General features: G+C 54.0%; 12 protein-coding genes. 9 read left to right on the top strand and 3 right to left on the bottom strand.

The genetic code is table 11. The features are described 5' to 3' along the window. Nucleotides 1-113: 113 nt before the first annotated feature. The gene (locus tag MMC1_RS18210) at nt 114-821 is read left to right on the top strand and encodes a LexA family protein (RefSeq protein WP_011715091.1); all 708 of its coding nucleotides are present in this window, start codon (nt 114-116) and stop codon (nt 819-821) included. A 248-nt stretch (nt 822-1,069) separates the two neighbouring features. Beyond that, complete coding sequence (locus MMC1_RS18205; protein ID WP_041641442.1) at nt 1,070-2,926, top strand: hypothetical protein; 1,857 nt, start codon at nt 1,070-1,072, stop codon at nt 2,924-2,926. A 608-nt stretch (nt 2,927-3,534) separates the two neighbouring features. Here the strand turns inward: MMC1_RS18205 and MMC1_RS18200 are convergent. Then, entirely contained in the window at nt 3,535-4,863 is a 1,329-nt protein-coding gene (locus MMC1_RS18200) for a deoxyguanosinetriphosphate triphosphohydrolase (protein WP_011715089.1), read from the bottom strand. A 630-nt stretch (nt 4,864-5,493) separates the two neighbouring features. On the opposite strand from MMC1_RS18200, the gene MMC1_RS18195 reads away from it, so the two are divergent. The 7 genes from MMC1_RS18195 to MMC1_RS18165 all read left to right on the top strand — a co-directional run bounded on the left by MMC1_RS18195 (nt 5,494) and on the right by MMC1_RS18165 (nt 12,068). Continuing rightward, the gene (locus MMC1_RS18195) at nt 5,494-7,524 is read left to right on the top strand and encodes a methyl-accepting chemotaxis protein (RefSeq protein WP_011715088.1); all 2,031 of its coding nucleotides are present in this window, start codon (nt 5,494-5,496) and stop codon (nt 7,522-7,524) included. A 153-nt stretch (nt 7,525-7,677) separates the two neighbouring features. Further along, nucleotides 7,678-8,103 (top strand): SUF system Fe-S cluster assembly regulator, encoded by a 426-nt coding sequence (locus MMC1_RS18190; protein WP_011715087.1) that lies wholly within the window; start codon nt 7,678-7,680, stop codon nt 8,101-8,103. Nucleotides 8,104-8,322: 219 nt separating this feature from the next. Further along, a complete protein-coding gene (locus tag MMC1_RS20720) occupies nt 8,323-8,952 on the top strand; it encodes an EF-hand domain-containing protein (RefSeq protein WP_011715086.1) in 630 nt (209 codons plus the stop codon). A 59-nt stretch (nt 8,953-9,011) separates the two neighbouring features. Further along, a complete protein-coding gene (locus MMC1_RS18180; RefSeq protein WP_011715085.1) occupies nt 9,012-9,599 on the top strand; it encodes a sigma-70 family RNA polymerase sigma factor in 588 nt (195 codons plus the stop codon). 9 nt (nt 9,600-9,608) lie between these two features. Further along, nucleotides 9,609-10,067: a hypothetical protein gene (locus MMC1_RS20715; RefSeq protein WP_011715084.1), complete on the top strand. Its 459-nt coding sequence runs from the start codon at nt 9,609-9,611 to the stop codon at nt 10,065-10,067. Next, the gene (locus MMC1_RS18170) at nt 10,064-10,579 is read left to right on the top strand and encodes a periplasmic heavy metal sensor (protein WP_011715083.1); all 516 of its coding nucleotides are present in this window, start codon (nt 10,064-10,066) and stop codon (nt 10,577-10,579) included. The genes MMC1_RS20715 and MMC1_RS18170 overlap by 4 nt, the downstream gene beginning before the upstream one ends. 382 nt (nt 10,580-10,961) lie before the next feature. Further along, nucleotides 10,962-12,068, top strand: a complete 1,107-nt coding sequence (locus MMC1_RS18165; protein ID WP_011715082.1) for a hypothetical protein — start codon at nt 10,962-10,964, stop codon at nt 12,066-12,068. Between the two features lie 99 nt (nt 12,069-12,167). Here MMC1_RS18165 and MMC1_RS18160 read toward each other — a convergent pair whose 3' ends face one another. Both MMC1_RS18160 and MMC1_RS18155 read right to left on the bottom strand, forming a co-directional pair. Then, on the bottom strand, nt 12,168-15,629 hold the full coding sequence (locus MMC1_RS18160; RefSeq protein ID WP_011715081.1) for a YhaN family protein: 3,462 nt from the start codon (nt 15,627-15,629) through the stop codon (nt 12,168-12,170). Continuing rightward, nucleotides 15,626-16,840, bottom strand: a complete 1,215-nt coding sequence (locus tag MMC1_RS18155) for a metallophosphoesterase family protein (RefSeq protein ID WP_011715080.1) — start codon at nt 16,838-16,840, stop codon at nt 15,626-15,628. The genes MMC1_RS18160 and MMC1_RS18155 overlap by 4 nt, the downstream gene beginning before the upstream one ends. Between the last annotated feature and the right edge of the window lie 936 nt (nt 16,841-17,776).

Genomic DNA, 17,776 nt, shown 5'->3' with positions numbered 1-17,776 from the left:
TTAGTAATAATGCATGGATCATAATGTAGTTAAGGGCACGAGGGTTTAGGTGGCGATTTTCCCGCATGCTTCCCACGAATACATTGGAATGATCCGTCCTTGAGGATATCGTGATGAAAAAAGATCTACATGGGGAGTCTGACTACTCTTCATTAGCAGACCCAAGTAAGACAGTGGGGGAATTTAACACCCTAGGTGAGCGGTTGCGTATGGCGCTGGACCATGTTGGTATGTCCCAATCGGAGTTGGCGCGGCGGGTGGGCATTCGCCCCCAGACGGTACAACATGTCTGTGCGGGCCATACCCGACGATCCGGATATACAGCGGAATTTGCCCAGGTTTTAGGGGTACGACCCGAGTGGTTAGCCATTGGTCACGGTTCACTGCGTGAATTTGCCAACGAACAAAACAGCGGTGCTGTACGTAGGCTGCCCATGCTCAACTGGTCGAATGTGATCCACTGGAGCCAGTCTGGCTATCAGGCACAGCAAATGGGCGAGGTTTATGATCTGGTGGAAGTTACCAAACCCTTTGGTAACCACGCTTTTGCCCTGAAGGTGGGTGGGGATTCCATGGAACCCAAGGTTCCAGAGGGTTCCACGATTTTGGTGGACCCTGCCTACGTGGCACAAAACAACTATCTGGTTATTGCGCACCTCGAGGGTGAACCCGAAGCGACCTTTAAACAGCTGGTACTTGAGGGTGGTGGGCGCTATCTAAAACCGCTCAATCCTCGTTATCCCATCGTGGATCTCTCCCGTTATCGTTACACCCTGCTGGGTGTGGTGCGTCAAGTTGTGATCGACCTCGATCCTCTGTAAGGTGGGCACGGTTTATGGTCTAAGCGCTAGGTACGTTAGGGTAGGAGCTAAGCCACCCCACGCTGAGGGGTTGCCGTAGGGTTTGGTCATCTCGCGGACGGTTTGTCTCCATTTGGCAAAAGCCCCTTTCACAGGGGCTTACCCCCTTTGCATCTCTCCCCGCTTTAAAAGGGCGTTAAGATACTCTGACATGGTTGTCGGTGGATGCCTATGCTATGTTGCTTGGGTGTTGACGAACCCATTTGTGCATGAATGCCCCCATTGTGATGAATATGGTTAATTCCCCCAGTGCAGGCACCCTCTGGTGTCGCTTTCCAACCTATCCATGGTATCTGCTGCTGCTGGTACCCTTGCCCGTGGTGTGGTGGTGGCTACAAGCCCCGCATCTATACACATGGGGGTATGCCCTGCGCCCCCTTGTGCTGCTTTATGGTTTGACCCTGCTGATCTATCTGCTGGGGGTGAGCCTACTGGGTAACCGCCACCGGGCTGGGCTGTTTACTCTGATGGTCATTTTAACTGAACCGGCGGCGCGACTGCTGCTTGGGCATGCTCAGACACTCTATCTGTTTATTGGTACCATGGGGCCGGTGGCACTACCGGCTTTAAATTGGGCGGGCTTTTTGCTGGTGCTGCTGGCGCTATTGGGCTTGGTCTTACTGCGGGAGGGTTGGTCACGGGCCTGGAGCCGGGTGATGTTGGTGGCGGCCTTGAGCACCGCAAGTTTGATGCAGTGGGATCCTCTGTGGGCCGCCGCGCTATTGATGGGTACCATCTGGGGTTATTTAATGGTACGCGCCGTGTGGGGGAGGGGTCTAACCCTCTTGCTGAATGGTGCGATGGTGGTGGTATGGGTTTTGGTGTTGGCGCATCAGCTACCTTGGAGCTTGCTCCAACGGCTGCAACAGCTAAGAGAGCCCCCGCTCAGTGACACCACCCCTGCGCTAAAAATGGCCTCGGCCCCGGTTATTGTGCAAATCCAACTGCAAGGTTATCCCCGAGGGGATGTCTTGCAGGCCAACGCATTTGGGGATAACCACACCTTTCTTACCGCACTACAGCAGCACGGCTTTAGGGTGGCAAGGGATGCCCTGTTGAGCCATCCCCGTACCGACTTGGCGTTGTGGAGCCTGTGGGGTATGGAGAATCGGCTGTTTGAGCGGGTCATTGAGCAGCCTGTGCCGAGGGTATGGTTGCAGTGGTTGGTCAAGCAGCAGATGGCCCAGCGGCCCTGGTTGCACTTTCTGCGGCAACAGGGCTACCAAATTTTTTATGCCGATGCCCAACAGCAAGCGCCTTATCTGGCAGACATCGGGGAAAATCTGTTGGCGCATACCCAAAACCACGCTTGGCTCAACCCCTTGGAGCAGCGGTTGCTGCGCGCCATACCGGCACCGCTGGTACAAGATTGGCTGCGGCGGGTTAGCCATGAGCAGCTTAACCAAGCACGCCACCAAGCCCTCGTGTATGACTACAGCACGGTACCAGAGGGTGATCCGCTGTTTATTATGGAGCATCTGGCCTTGCCAGAGCTCACCCTTGAGGTGCCCTACGATGATGGTTTATGGATGGCCCATCAACGTATGCGCTATAAACAGGCCCTTGAGTCGCTTAATCAGGCGATCCAAATGAAAATCCAGCTCCTCAAGCAGCGGTTTAAAGATCGCCCTTTGATTATCCTACTGCATGGTGGGGCGATGGGGCAGGGGGTGCAATGGCAGAAAAACCGCTGTTTGGAGCATGGCTTTGCACCGCTATTGGCGCTATATAGCCGTGATGCCGGTTGGGCGCAACGGCCTAGCCAGCCCATGCAATGGGTCGATCTGTATGGAGTGCTCAAGGCACAGTGGTTTCACCAACCCTGGTCGCCAACGCACCCCCGTTTTTATGACCAAGGGAATGATGCACATAGCCCCATACGCCATCTACCCCTATGGAAACTACGCAGCGGTTGCCGATCTGGGTTGTGGGCCAACGGGCAGGTCGATGATACGATGACACTTCGATGCACCCCAACAGAATCCCCTGAGGATGTGCTTGCTCTGTTCGGTCTAAAACCGGAAAGCGACCATTATTTAAGGCTCTCTGGGGAGAAACTTCCTTGAGCCCCCTTGGGAAATAGGGTAGACATTATGAGCCTACCCTGGCTCTCTCTTCGATGATTCATCGCGGGGATGATCCTAAATGAACCTGACAAATTGCGCTTTCTCCCCCTGTAAATCCCATCTTCAAAGGGGTTTCCTAAAAAAAAGCATCCAAAAGTCAAAAAAAGGGTTTGTAAACGTACCACTCTGTTTTATAATCATCAGCGTGCAAACTCTTGCTGACCCGATCGGCTCCCGCTGGTTGGGTTTTTTTTATCTATTTTCAGGGACGACCTCTCACCCCGCATGCCTTGATTATAAATAGGCATCCCGCAGTGAATGGCTGGCCGCAGTAAATGGTTGGTTTATTTCCCCACAGCTCTGAGATCGCTATAAGCGTACCCACCACGAGATGAAAATCCATCTTCGTGGTGGGTACGCTTGTAGCGGTTCATGATCTGGCCCGTGAGTCTACTCGGGCTGCTTTATCGTTGGTGTTGGTCGCTGCCGTTAGCATACCCCACCCTTGTAGATCCCCCCTGTTGTTCAATGGCTAACCCTGGCTTGAGGAAAAAGGCTCAGATCTCCTTTATGCTGGACTCCTTGGCCCTTATGTGCTTCAGCCCTCATTATAACTGAATACCGTTTAAGCGCCGAAACAGCCGCATGGCTTGTCCGTCGGTCATGGCTGAGATGGTGTCGGTCAGTGTCTGTAACGCCGCGTAAAGATCTTGGGTGGGCTGCGCTTGCAGGGTTTGCAGCAGATCTTGCCCCAGCAGTTGTGCCAAGTGGCGTTCATAGGTTGGCAAGGCTTGAACCTGCCATGCGGCTTGGTGCAACCGCATAAAAACAGGGTAGAACATATCCAGCAAGCCGGTGAGTACTCGATGGCCGGTAGCAATCCGCAAGAGTACGGCCTCATGGTTAAAAATGGAGTGTCGAGCAGCCTGTTTGGCGGTTTTAACGGCTTGTGCCAAGGGGGAGCTTTCCAGCAAAGTGTGGGGGTAGGTACCCTGCATGATGGCGGGAAGGTGGGTGACAAATTGATCCACGGCGGCTTCAATTAACTTGGTGATGGCCATGGTGCGCAAAAAACGCACTTGCTCCAGCTGCGAGCCACGATTGCGGGGCTCAAACTGGGCGATGGGAGCCAGAAGCGCCTGAATGTGGTCAAAGGGTATCCACCCCAATTCAAAGCCATCTTCCAGGTCAATGGGGGCATAGCAAATATCGTCGGCGGCTTCCATAAGATAGGCCATGGGGTGGCGCTGCCAAGCCTGTTGGGCCACTTGGCGTAGGCCGGTGGTGTGCGCAACTTGGCTAAATTGGTCCAGTTCGGATTGATAGAGTCCATTTTTTCGCTGACCAGCCCCCAAACCGGTTACTGGCCGTGCGCTGCGGGGATATTTACTAAAGGCTGCCAAAACCCCATGGGTCAGCCGCAAGCCCCCCTCACGGCGTCCATATTCCAGTTGGGTGAGGATGCGAAAGCCCTGGGCGTTCCCTTCAAAATGGAGAAAATCCAAACGCTGTGGTTCGGTAAGATCGGCCAAAACCGTGCTGTTTTGTTTGAACCAACTGCGAATGGCATCCTCGCCCGCATGACCAAAGGGGGGGTTGCCAATATCATGGGCCAGACAAGCGGCCTGCACCACATAGCCAAAGTGGGGTGGGGTCAGACCCTCGCAATGTCCAGACCGATCACAAAGCCGATCTCCCGCCAAAACGCCAAGGGAGCGTCCCACCGAAGCGGTTTCCAAGCTGTGGGTTAAACGGTTGCGCACATGGTCGTTATCGGGCAGAGCATGTACTTGGGTTTTATCTTTTAAGCGCCGAAAGGGGGTAGAAAAGGTGATGCGGTCCAGATCGGTTTCAAAAGGGTTACGCCGATCATGTTCGCTACGGGTTTGATGACCGGAACGTTGGGTACTCAACAGCTGCTGCCACGGTAGCTGCATAGGATCGCGTCTCCCAGCACGGGTAAATCGAACAAGGTTTGGCGGCTTAGGGGCAGCCCCTAAACCCATGTGGGGTAAAGCCACGACAAACCGTATGAGATGGCCGTGATGCATGGCCTGCATTGGCGCTAAACATCTGAAAAAAACCTGTCAAGTATGGCGCTATAGCAGGCCAAGAGCAACCGTTAAGATCGAAGGTTAAGCTCGCGCGCCAGCCGTTTGGCAGGTCAAGGGTGCCGTAGGGCGGAAATGCACAAGTGAACAGCCGCGCCTTTGGTTTTTAATAAAGCCATATGAATAAGTCTGTATATATAAAACCACCGTACGTATAGGGACGCATTCAACATAATATTGAAATATTCTAAAGTGCTTAATGAGAGTTATGAGATAAAAAAAGAAACAAATCGAAACTAACTGTAACTATTAGATGCATTTGTTCACTATAATAAAATGAAGTCACTCAAAAAACGGGTGAAGAGAGGCTATATGTACACAGATAGGGTGAACGTGATATGTGGAACAATCAATATTTATCATCAAACATCACGGTAAACAAAGGCGTATTCAACGGTTATAGGTTTAAGGTTGATTGGGTGAGTGAAACGAAAACTTTCTATAAGGTAAGTTAAAATGCTACAACTTTCCGAGACTTCTTTGCGCGCTCGTGTAGGTATGATTATCGGTGTAGCCAGTCTGTTCATGGTACTGATAGGGGTGATTTTAATAGCCTCCAAAAAGGAGCGCATGTTAGAAGATCGGTATAGCTTTGTGCGCATGCAGGTTGAGTCAGCCTACACCATTTTGGCACATTTTAATGCCTTGGAGCAGCAGGGCCGTTTGAGCACCCAACAGGCGCAAGAACAGGCCAAAAATATGATTAAGGTGTTGCGATATGATGGGAGTAACTATTTTTGGATAAATGACAGTCATCCCACCATGATTATGCATCCACTTAAACCGGCGTTGGATGGCAAAGACCTGACAGAGGTAACCGATCAAGCGGGTAAACGGCTGTTTGTGGCGATGGTCACCGCGCTGCAACAGGCTGACGATGCTCTGGTGGAGTACCATTGGACCAAGCCCAACGCCACGGAACCCTCGCCTAAAGTCTCTAGCGTAAAAAAATTTCAGCCGTGGGGGTGGATCATCGGTTCGGGCATCTATATTGATGATGTGGATGAAATTTTTAAGGGTGATGCTCGAACGGCCGCAATTTATCTGATGGGATTTGTGGCATTGACTCTAGTCTTTGGTTTGCTGGTAGGGCGCTCTATTTTAAACGCCTTGGGGTGTGAACCCAAGGATCTGGCGCACATGGCCGGTCGGGTAGCCCGAGGTAATTTGGTCATAGGTGATAAAACGCTAGATAAGGCTCGTAAGAGCCATGCCGACAGCATTGTTAATGCCATGTTACAGATGACCCAATCCCTCCAGCAGTTGGTGCAGGAGATTACCCAGCAGTCACAGCATATGGGGCAAGCGTCGCAAAAATTGTTAAAAATGTCCAACCTGCTCACCCGTGGAGCCGGGGATATGCGAAGCCACGCCAACCAAGCGTGTGATACCTCTAAAGAGGTTAGTCAAAAAATGACCGAGGTATCGGCCGCCGTGGGTAACAGCACTGAAAACCTGTATACGATCTCCCATACCATTGCCAATATGAGCAGTGACATGAGTGCGATTTCTGCGGCCAGTGAACAGGCGGATGCAGGTTTGTCCGGCGTAGCCACAGCCGTAAAGCTGGTAGATGGCTCGCTAGAGCACCTTTACGAAGGGGCCAACCAGAACCGCGATGCCGTACATACGGTGCGTGAGGCGGTAACCGAGTTGGCGTTGGCTGTGCGGGAGATGCGTCAACGCTGCACCAGTGCCAGCCAAGGTTCTGAACAGGCGCAGCAGCAGGTGCAGACCACCAATCGGTTGGCTGGTGAGTTGGAAAAATCCGCCCTTGAGATTGGTAAGGTGGTGGGCTTGATCAATGATATTGCGGAGCAGACCAATATGTTGGCCCTGAATGCATCCATTGAAGCCGCCGGTGCTGGGGAGTCGGGTAAAGGCTTTGCCGTGGTCGCCAACGAGGTTAAAGAGCTGGCGCGGCAGACGGCAGAGGCGACCTTCAATATTGGCCACCAAGTGGATAATATTCAAGATAGCAGTGGTCAGGTAGCCCGTAGTAGTGCGGAGATGACCAAGGTAATTCAACGTATTCATGAAGAGAATGCCAGCATCAATCAGGTGGCGGATGAGCAGGAGAGCATTCTAACCCGCGTCTCAGAAACCATGGACTTAACCGCAACCAATACCGATGGCCTATCGAAACAAATGGGTACTTTGACGGGACAGATGGGCGAGGCATCGCGATCCTTAGGGGAGATTGCACAGGGTATTGGTGAGGTTGCGGCCCGGGTTTCTGAAAGCAGTAGCGGGGTAGGTATGATCAATCATCAGGTTGAGGAGGCCTCCCTTACCCAAGGGCAAATTAGCGATTTTGTGACCGAAGCAGCAGAAACAACCCGTCGGGTTGCCCTTACCATGGACAATATTGGTCATGTAACCAGTGAGTTTGAAGGTATCTCCCAGGAGGTAAGCGACTACGCCGAACAGCTGGCCCAAACCAGTGGCAAGTTAAATGAAATGGTGCGTCGTTTTACCGTGGCCTAAGGTGGAGAAAAAGCAACATGTATGGGCGTGACCCATGGGGAGAGGGCGCTGGTTGGCCGAGGTGACGCCATCTTAATAGTACCAATCTGTGGTCTGTATATGCGATGATGGCCCGGCTATCCATCCATCCCATGCCGCAGAGGTGCGCGATTCATGTTACGTCTGAGCCGAATGACTGACTATGGTACCTTGGTAATGATGCATATGGCCAAGGCTCCAGAACGGGTGCATAGTGCCAGCGAGATTGCTCAGCATACCAAGCTGCCGGAACCCAGTGTACGTAAGGTACTCAAGATTATGGTGCGGGCTGAACTGTTGTGCAGTGTGCGCGGGTTAAAAGGTGGTTATCGGTTGGCAAAATTGCCTCTAGAGATCTCACTGGAGGCGTTGATAACCGCACTTGAAGGCACCGCCGTTGCCATTACCGATTGCTGTGATGACGAGCAGACCGACCACTGTGAGCAGTTCGATGCCTGCCATATGCGCCCCCATTGGGTGGTTATCAACGAAGCGATCCGGCACGCCTTGCAAGGGGTGACGGTGCAAGATCTGCTCAGCTCAGCCGACCCAACGAGCTAAATGGTTTGTGATACCCGTAGGTTGATGGGGTGCAATATCCTGGCAACCTGAATCATGGTATGTATGGATCAACAGACCCTATAGATGGCCCATGCATGGATAATGGGTTGCTAAAAAAAATCCCCACCATCGCGAAGGAATCGTTTTTCCCCTGACGTTTAATAGGCAAGAGCAGATGAGACAGCGTGTCCCATGCTCAATAACCTATCGGAGCGTGTCATGAAAAAGGGAACGGCATTAATCGCATTAACCGCTATCTTGGGTATGGGGCTGGTCGCTAGCGAAAATCTGTGGGCTGGTCCAAATGGTGGCTTTGGGGGGTGTGGCTGCAAGGGCCATGGTATGCGTCTGGCGGATACCGATGGCAACGGTACCGTCTCCGCTGAAGAGTGGAGTGCGCATCGCACCGAGCGCTTTGAAGCGATGGATACCGACAAAGATGGATTTGTCACCGCTGACGAGATTTTACAAGCCAAGCAAGCCCGCCGCAAAGCCCGCATTGAGAGCATGTTGGACAACCTAGATACCAATAAAGATGGCAAAGTAGAGAGCAGCGAATTTGTCGCAGGAAAGCCTGGACAGGGTTTCGGTATGGGTCCAGGCCAAGGTATGGGTATGGGCCAAGGTATGGGTATGGGCCAAGGTAAAGGTATGGGTCAGGGGTATCATAATAAGATGAGGGGGCAAAGCTGTGGTATGCAGCCTGGCATGGGTCGTGGTATGAACCGCGGTTATGGCATGAACCCTGGCTACACCATGAACCCTGGCTACACCATGAACCCTGGATATGGCATACCTCCGTGGGCCTATGGTTATGCCCCTGGCTGGTACGCTCCTAACGCTCAATAAGGGTAAATTGGAGGGGGTCAGTGTTTCCCGCCCCCCTCCCAAATCGGGTTGAATGAGGCATGCTTCAATTGGCCAATCGTGACGAAGCTCAACGCCTAGACGCCGCTTATGCCGATGCAGAACTGCTGCAAAGGGTAGCTGGTGGGGATGAGCAAGCGGCTCAGCAGCTGGTGCGCGGTCATGCCCATGCGCTTTATGGGTTGGCGCGACGGCTCTTGGAGGGGTGGGAGTCTGAGGCCGATGATGTGGTGCAGGATGCCTTTTTGCGGTTATGGCAGCAGGCCGCCAGTTGGCGGCCTGAGGCTCGCATTAACACATGGCTGCATCGCGTGACCTACAACCTCTGTATAGACCGCCTTAGATGCAAAAAAGGGGTGGCACTGGATAGTATTGCAGAGCCAGAAGATCCCCGCCAGGATCTGCTCCAGCACCACCACCGTCAAGAGAAGGCTGCGCGTATTGAGTCGGCCTTGGCGGCACTACCCAAGCGTCAATGCGCGGCCATTACCTTGGTGCATCATCAAGGTTTTAGTCAGCAAGAGGCGGCGGAGATCATGAACATAGGGGTCAAAGCGTTGGAGTCACTGCTCAGTCGGGGACGCAAGCAGTTACGGGTGATGCTGGCGGATTTGGAACGTGGGGTATAGGAGCGCATCATGGCAGACAAGAGAGAGACCATGGATGAAGCGCGTTTGCAAACGTTAATCGAGGCCTACGGGGCGCAAGCCACGCGCTGGCCCCTATTTGAACGACAGGAAGCACTGGACCTGCTGGCCCGTAAACCTGCCATGCAGGCAATCTTGGCGCAAGCGCAACAACTGGATGAGCTGCTGGATGCGGCACCACCGGCCTTGGCACATGGGGCGCTGATAGGCCGGTTGTTACAAGAGTTGCCACGAGCCCCCCGCCAGCGCTTGTTTACCCCGTGGTGGCCTTTTGAGCGGGTTTGGCAGCCGGCCTTGGCGTTGGCGGCTTCGGTACTGTTTGGGGTGCTGGTAGGATTGCAGATTCCGGATATAAACCCCAGCGAGCCTTTGTTGGCAGAGAGTCAGACCATGGAAACTTGGCAGCTCCTGGCTTACGGGCCAGAATCCTTCACGGAGTGGGAGCCATGAGAACGTTCCCGCGTTGGTTGGTGGTGGTGATGTTTGGTTCGGTTGCCTTAAATCTGTTTTTTGTGGGTATGTTGGGTGTCTCTTATTGGCGCTGTGGTCCACTCTATCTGGCCATGCATGGTTCGTTGAGCAGCAACCCCTATAGGATGGGGCTGGCCATGCAGAACCTGGATGATCAGGCGCGTGAAAAATTGACGCCCATCATGCAGGTACACATGCCCACCATGGATAACTCATTACGCCAATTGCGTGTAAAAAAGGCAGAGGTACACCAGCTATTAATCACCGATCCGGTGGATCAGGTGGCCCTTGAGCAGGCTTTTCGCGAGCTGCGACTACAGGCTCAACAGGCGCAAGAGTCGGTTCACCGTATGATGATGCAAGCGGCGGCCACCTTGTCACCGGAAGCGCGTCAACAGATGTTTGAGTTTAAGGGTCGTGGACACCACCCACGCGGTCAGCGTGGTGGTGGACGGTGCGATGGTCCTGGAAAAAGTTCCCCCGTTCAGTAGACCTGTAATGACCCTTAATGGGCACCTTTTTCTCTGCCTAGAAAGAGGTGCCCACTTTTTTTGTGGTGCCTTCCCCCCGCCCACCAAGCAAAACGCATCGGGCATGCTGGTTATCATAATGTAGAGCGCGTTGCATAAAGATTCCCGAACCATCACCCAAAATTCATTTCCCGTCCTTCATGGTGGCATTAAACAATAATAAGCTGAAATAATTCATGAAAAAAGTCTACAAACATGGTTTCATGAATGTTAAGCATTGAACGATTCAATGCTGACTGGATAGCAATATGGCCTTATAACTGCTTGGTAGTAAGTGATTGCCTAGGAATGGCGATTCCATTTTTTCATGGATCAGTACGGTGTTCAATAAGGGTGGCACACTATGTTTCCCATGCATCTGTTGGCAAAGGGTGTCTTAGCGGGTATGGCGTTGCAGGAGGGGGCTCGCGCCGAACAGCAGGCACGCGCGGCGGCCTCAATGGATCAACATGCTCAGCAGAGCTTTCAAGAGGCCCGCGACCGGTTACGGGATGTGGCCCAAGCGGTGATTTGGGAATTGGAGGGTTTGGGCAGTTTGCGGTTGGATATTATGCAGCGCCGCTTAGGCCAGATTGAGCAGGTAAGCCAACGCATTCCTGGCATTGCGGATTCCAAACACACACGGTTGTTAAACCGTTTAACCCGCATGAAACTGTTGTGCGCCAAGGCGGCCATAATTATGCATGACAGTCATGCCGAGCGGGTCCATTCGGCCTTGATTGGGGTTGGTGCTTTTGGTGCCCAAGGTGCCTGTGAAGAGGGCTCTGGATCGTGTTGCATTATGCACTTGGTCAAACGTATTAAGGCCAATACAGCCATACGTTGGTTGGTGCAGGGGGTAACCGAGGTCAGCGAGCAAAAGCATGGCCGTTGGATGCCCTTTGGACGGCGTAGACGCTTGGAAAAGGCGCTCATTCAGACCTTTTTAGACCGTTCTGAGCAGGCCCAACAAGCGATGCAAGCGGCCCAGACAAACCTGGACCGCAGCGATGAGGCGGTGCAGGATATGCGGGACACGGTGCATGCCTTGACCAAAGTGGGTCACGCGGCCTCTGAGATGCGCGATATGATGCGGCAGTTGGATGTGCGGCTGGATTTGGTGATTCAGGAGTTAGAGCAGGCCGCCAGACCCAACAACGCCAGCCCAGGGGATCTGGAGCGTACCCTGCGCGCTCTGGATATTGCCGCCAGCATGCTGCATTTGGCCGAATCGCCACTGCTTGATCCCCAGTGGCAGATCAGCGAACATTTTTTGACCGCCATGCAGGAAGGCGAGACGATTTTGCATCTATTGAGCAGCCATCAACCCAAGCGGGCTAAACCTAACAAGCGACCTGTTATGCATATGGAGAGCCCCAAACAGCAGGGTTGGAACAATCAATCCTGCCCGCTCTTTTTACCCCTCTATGAGCCGAAAAAAGCACCAGATGGGGCAGGTTCGCCACCGTAACGGGTCGGGGGATTTGTCGAGGCCAGCAGCTGTATAAATCCGGCGCGGGTGGTGACGCTCAGCCCGCCATGGGCGGGCTGTTATCCCCAGCGTTCTACTTTAACTGAGCTGCACCACATGCAGCTGCGTCCCCAACTGCGCTTGAGCCAGAGCGACCAGGTGGGGATGGTGGGTGAAAATCAGCACTTGGGTCTTTTTACTAAGCTGCGCCAAGGTTTGCAGTCCCGCCATGGTGCGCGTATCGTCAAAATTAACAAACAGATCATCGGCGATAAAGGGTAGACCATAACCCAACTGATCCACATGGTGCTCTACCGCAGCCAAGCGTAGAGCTAGGTAGAGTTGATCTTTGGTACCTTCACTTAGGGCGTCGATGATGAGGGTGCCCCCACAGCGCTTTTTGACCATGAGAGTGGGATTTGTACCGCTGGCATAGTCGATGACCAGATCTGGATAGCGCCCGTTGGTCAGTTGGCTAAAGTGGTGGCGAGCAGCCTTTAAAACCGGTCCTTGGTTGGTGAGGGAAAACTGTTCCAGGGCGGTTTGAAAAAGCTGTTCGGCCACAAAAGCCGCCATCCATTGACGGGTTACGTGGGTCAACTCCGCTTCGGCATCGGCCAACGCTTGGGCCAACTGCACGGGATCACCCCGTTTAAGCTCCTCCATACGCTGGGCAGCGGCGGTCAACGCTTGGTTGGCCTGCTCTTGGCGGTTCTGCCAGTCGGCTAAGCTTTGCTCGGTGTGGTGAATCTGCTGTTGAATCTCCTCCAAATCCAGATCGGTGACGGCAGCTTTCGCTTCGTCCACACTCCAACCTTCGGCAACCGCCAAGACCTGCTGTTGTTTCTGTTGCCACTGCTGATCGAGCTCACGCCGCTGTCGGGCTCGCTCGAAACGCTCCGCCATTTGGCTGGCATCCCCCACTTGACAGTGATGCAGCAGGGCAGCCCGCTGGGCGGCAAGATCGGCGTGGTCGGCTTGTAACTGCTGATGGCGTTGCTGCTGCTCGGCCAGCTCTTGCTGCCAAGCGTGGCGCTGTTTTTCCACACTACGGGCCTGGGTAAAGGCCTCTTTCCAGACGGCGACGGCCTGCATACGTTGCTCTGGATGTTGGGGAGCCCAGCCTACTTCGCTTAACAGGGTATCGGCCTGTTCATTAAAGAGCGTTTCACGTTGGTTTATGGCGGCGGCTTCGTGGTCCATGTGGCTGCGTTGTTGCAGCAATTGAGTCAATAACTGCCATTGGTTAAGTAGGTTAACAACTTCACTGGGCTGTAACAGGGGGGAAAGTTGCAGCTCTGTTAGGGTAGCCTGCCAGGGTTTTTGCCACTGCTCTTGCGCTTTTTGTAACGCTTGTAATTGGCTTTGTAGTTGGGCCATCTGCTGTTTTGCTTCAAGCAGGTGGTTTTGGGCGGCCTCTTGTTTCGCCAGCTCTTTTTGGGCCCAGCTATGGGTTGCTTCGACCCGGCCAAAGAGGGTGGCAAAGGGGGCGCTGTCATCGCCGGGTTGGGGCCAGGGGTGCAGGGTTTGGCGCAGGGTCGTGCAGGCTTCAGCAAGCTGCTGTTGGGCTATGCCAAACTGGGTTTGCAGGGCGTGTAGATCGCACTGGTTTTGTAAAACGGTTTGGCGTTGCTCCAGCCAACGCTGCATGGCTTGGGGCTCTAGCCCGTGCAGGCTGGTGGGCCAAAGCTTGCGCCATTGTTGCCACCACTGCTGCTGTTGCTGGTGCAGCGCGTGCCCCTGTTGTTGATGGTTATGGAGCAACTGTTGTTGGTGTTGCACCTCGGTTTGGGCCTTTTGCAGGGCGTGAATCTGCTGACCGTGGTGATCCCGGGCATCGGCCAGTTGATCGGCTTGCTGGACCAGGGCCGCATAGTTGTGTTGTTGCTGGGGGGATGTGTCAGACCAATGGTGCAAGAGCTGCTGCCAGAGGGTATCGCGCTGTTGGCGTAGCTGCTGAATACGCTCAGGCGTAGGCAGATCACCCTGCTGTTGCAAGGTGTGTAACTGGTTTTGTAGCTGGGTCATACGCTGTTGGAGATGCTCGCTGTGTTGTTGGTGCTGAGCCTCTTTTTTTTGCAGCAGTTGAAACTGTTCCGTGTGGGACTGGAGCAGGCTTTGAGCGGGAATAATAAGCTGTTGTAGGGCGGTTAGATCCCCATTCCAGCAGGGCAGTTGGGCAAGGCTGAGGGCGAGCTTTTTCTGCTGCTCAACTTGGCGTTCCTGGCACTGGTTATAGTGGTGCAAGGGGGCGTGATTGCCCAATTGCGCAAGGGCGGTTTTAAGCTGTTCCAGGTGTAGGGGCGAAAGGGCCTGAGTGGTCTGTTGTGCCTCTAGCGCTTTGACCCGCTGCTGGATGGTGAGTTGTTGGGAGTGGCTCTGTTGATAGCTCTGTTCCCATCGGGCATGGCTGGCCATGGCTTCGTTGAGGCGTTGAATCTGGAGGGTGGTGGGTTGCTGCTGTTGCAGGGTACGCCAATCGCTGTTGGGGGATTTGCCGAGCTGAATGGCCAGGGTGCGGATTTGGTCATCCAGCTGTTGGATCTCCTGGTTGAGCTTGGGGGTGCGGTGTTGGTCGCCCAGCACCTGGGTGCGGCTCTCTTCCAACAGGGTAAGTTCTTGCTCTCGGTGTAACCAGTTAACCGCAGCGGGCAGCTCATCCAGCCGCTGTTGGGTACTGTGTTGGAGGGTGTGGATGCGATCAAGCTCGCCTTGCAGGGTCATCCAACGCCCTTCTAGGGTCTGCCATTGTTGTTGCAGGTTGGCATCCAGGCGGGGTTCGTGCAGCAGCGGGGTGCGTTGGTTTTCCAACTGTTGCAGCTCAAGCAGATGGGGGATGAGCTGCTTGAGGCGTTGCAGCTCGGCGAGCTGTTTGAGCTGGGTTTTATAGCTTTGGTTGACCTGTTGATGGTGATTTTTGGCCTGTTCAAACGCGGCTTGACACTGTTGCCACTGATGATCGGTGACGGTAATGGCGTGCAGCTCGGTTTGGGCCGTCTTTAACCGGTTGGTGGCGTCGACCATGGGGCCGCTGCGCTTGTTAAGGCCGTGCCAGCGCTCCACCTCTTTATTCAGTTGGGTTTTAATGCTGCCGGCCCCTTGCAGTGCGCCAGAGGCCCCAAACAGCAGCTCGCCTAAATCCCCTTCGGCGAGGGTCATCTTGTTACCACCAAGGCGCAGTTGCTCATGATTGAGGGCAAACAGGTTTTGGTAGGTTGCGCGTTGCATACCGGCCAACATGTCGGTTAATAAATGTTCGGGCAAGGGTTGGTCGTTGGCGCCGCGCAGGGTGTTTTTATTGCCTTTGTGCCGTTTTATAAGGTGTCTTTGACCTTGGTGGTCAAGTTCGGCCTCTAAACGCATATCATGATAGTTATGTAGAAAATTATAGCTGGAACGGGGCTCAATACCAAACAATAGGTCAAGAATGCTATGCAGGGTGGTGGATTTACCGGCTTCGTTAGCGCCCACCAGCAAGGTAAGGTTTGAGGGGTGGCCAAGGGGCAGGTGGCGATCGGTAAAATGACCATAGCGGGAGAGGGTGAGATGGTTGATTCTCATGGATTGTCTCCGTTAAGAATAGGCTCCAGTTGAGCCAAGCCATCTTCGATGGCGTTGTTTAGGGCTCCCTCTTGTAGCAGGATTTCGAGCCGTTTTTTGGCAGGGCCGCGCATCTGTTCCAGCAGAGCGTCACGCAGGAGCTGTTGTTGTTGGGGTGACTGGCTGAGCTGGTTGGCCAAATTGAGCAGGGTGTGGCCGCTATCGGTTCCGAGGGGTTGGGGTTGGGTGGTTTTGCTCATTTTAACTTGTTCAATCCACAGTTGATCATGGATCTCTTGGGCGGCGGCTTCGCATTCGGCATAGAGGCGGTCACGATCTCTAAACAGGGGGCTATGGCCTTGTAGGGTTAGGCGTACCAGGGTGGGCTGGTTAGGGTCGAGTTGTTGCAGTTGGTGGCGAATGGCTTTGAGCCAGGAGGATTCATCTTGCTCGGTTAGGGCAATGGTACACTGTTCCCAGCGCAGGGTATGGACGGGGCAGTGGGTAATCTCTGTAACGGTCTGTTTATCCACTTGGAGCAACAGGTAGCCTTTAGTGCCGGTTTCGCGGATGTGTCGACCTTGCAGGTTGCCGCTGTAGCAGATGGGTGGTGTTTGGTTGAGTTGTTCAAAGCGGTGGGCGTGGCCCAGGCCCCAGTAATCATAATTTAGAGTGAGCAGGTCATTAAGGTGGCAGGGGGCGTAGGGGTCATGTCCTTCGCGGCCATCCATGGCGGTATGGAGCAGCCCCACATTAAAGTATTCGGGGTGGGCTGGTGGGTAGTGGATGACCATATTTTCGGAGATGGCGGGGTGGGGGTAGCTCCAGCCATGGATGGCGGTATGCAGGTCATGGAGTAGAATGGTTTGTGGTTTATGGTGGTCGAGGATGGTGACATTGGGGGGCATGCTTAATTTTTTGGTTAATTTACTTTGGGCGTCATGGTTACCGAGCAGGATGATGAGAGGGATATTGGCTTGGTGCAGTCGTTTAGCGCTACCGGCTAAAAAGTGGCCGGTTCGATAATCTTTCCAATCGCCATCGTAGAGGTCGCCGGCCACGGCTACGAAGGCGACCTGTTTGGAGATGGCCTCATCGACGAGTCTGTTCCAGGCGTTACGGGTGAGGTTTTCCAGCAGGTTTGGGGGTAATTTTTTGCGCAGGGCGGCATCGAGCCCTTGCATGGGGCTATCGAGGTGAATGTCGGCGCAGTGGATAAAGGTAAAGTTCAAGGGCGTAATCCTTTGATCTATTTTTTTGAGTTTACGGGTTAGTTTTTCATGTTTGTTGGGTGGGGGTCTAGGGTGGCTGATGGGGGTTTGTAAGATTGGGGGTAGGTAGAGGGTGGTCTATGCAAGGGATCTTGAATGCCTCTATGCCCAGGGAGTGTCATTATGAAAAGGGATTGGGGGGTCTGGGGGGAAGCTCTGCTTGCCCGCCCAGCGGGTCTGGGCAGCGCCCAGTGGGGTTCGGGGCGAAGCCCTGAGATCTTTTGACTTTTAAATCTTTTGATCTTTTAGCCCCGTACCGATGGAGCAAGGGCGCAGGGATTGATTAGGAGAGCACGGGTTTTGTAGGGGCGCAGTACGGGGCGTAGGGTAGCGATGTCACGCGCCAGCGTGGCGGGCGGTTGGGCACATGGCTGGTGGGGGAGAAAACCCCGCTTGGGCACATGGTGGCTGGTGGGGGAGAAAACCCCGCTTGGGCACATGGTGGCTGGTGGGGGAAATCACATCATGCACCCCAACCACAGCCTAAGCTTGATCCCCGCTGGGGCGTTTGGCATCCGTATGGACGGGGAAATTGAAAAAAGCCCCAATTTCCCCGTCCATACGGATTAAAAGGCTGGCTCGCTGGTCGCTAAGCGGCAAAAAGACGCCGCTTAGCTCCCCTGGCGAAGGGCGAGCCGAAAAGCCAAGAAAAATCAAAAAATCAAAAGCAAAACCCTGGGGGGAGACAGAGAACTTCTCCCCCCAGACCCCCCTCTAACCTTTTTTCAATAATAGAAGCTAGACCCTTAGGCGCAAAACCTAAAGAAAGCACAAAACCCTAAGAAGAGAGAAAACTTTCCCCCCTCCCAAAGAGAGGAGTAACCCCGCCATGCCTTCCCAAGGAGACACAGCAGGGTTTGAAGTCAAACAATCGAGGGCGTGTGGCAGGCAAGCAAG

It is taken from the genome of Magnetococcus marinus MC-1 (genome assembly GCF_000014865.1).
Classification (GTDB): Bacteria; Pseudomonadota; Magnetococcia; order Magnetococcales; family Magnetococcaceae; genus Magnetococcus; species Magnetococcus marinus.
The sequence above is the reverse complement of the archived record's forward strand: the minus strand, read 5'-3'. Positions and strand labels throughout refer to the sequence as shown.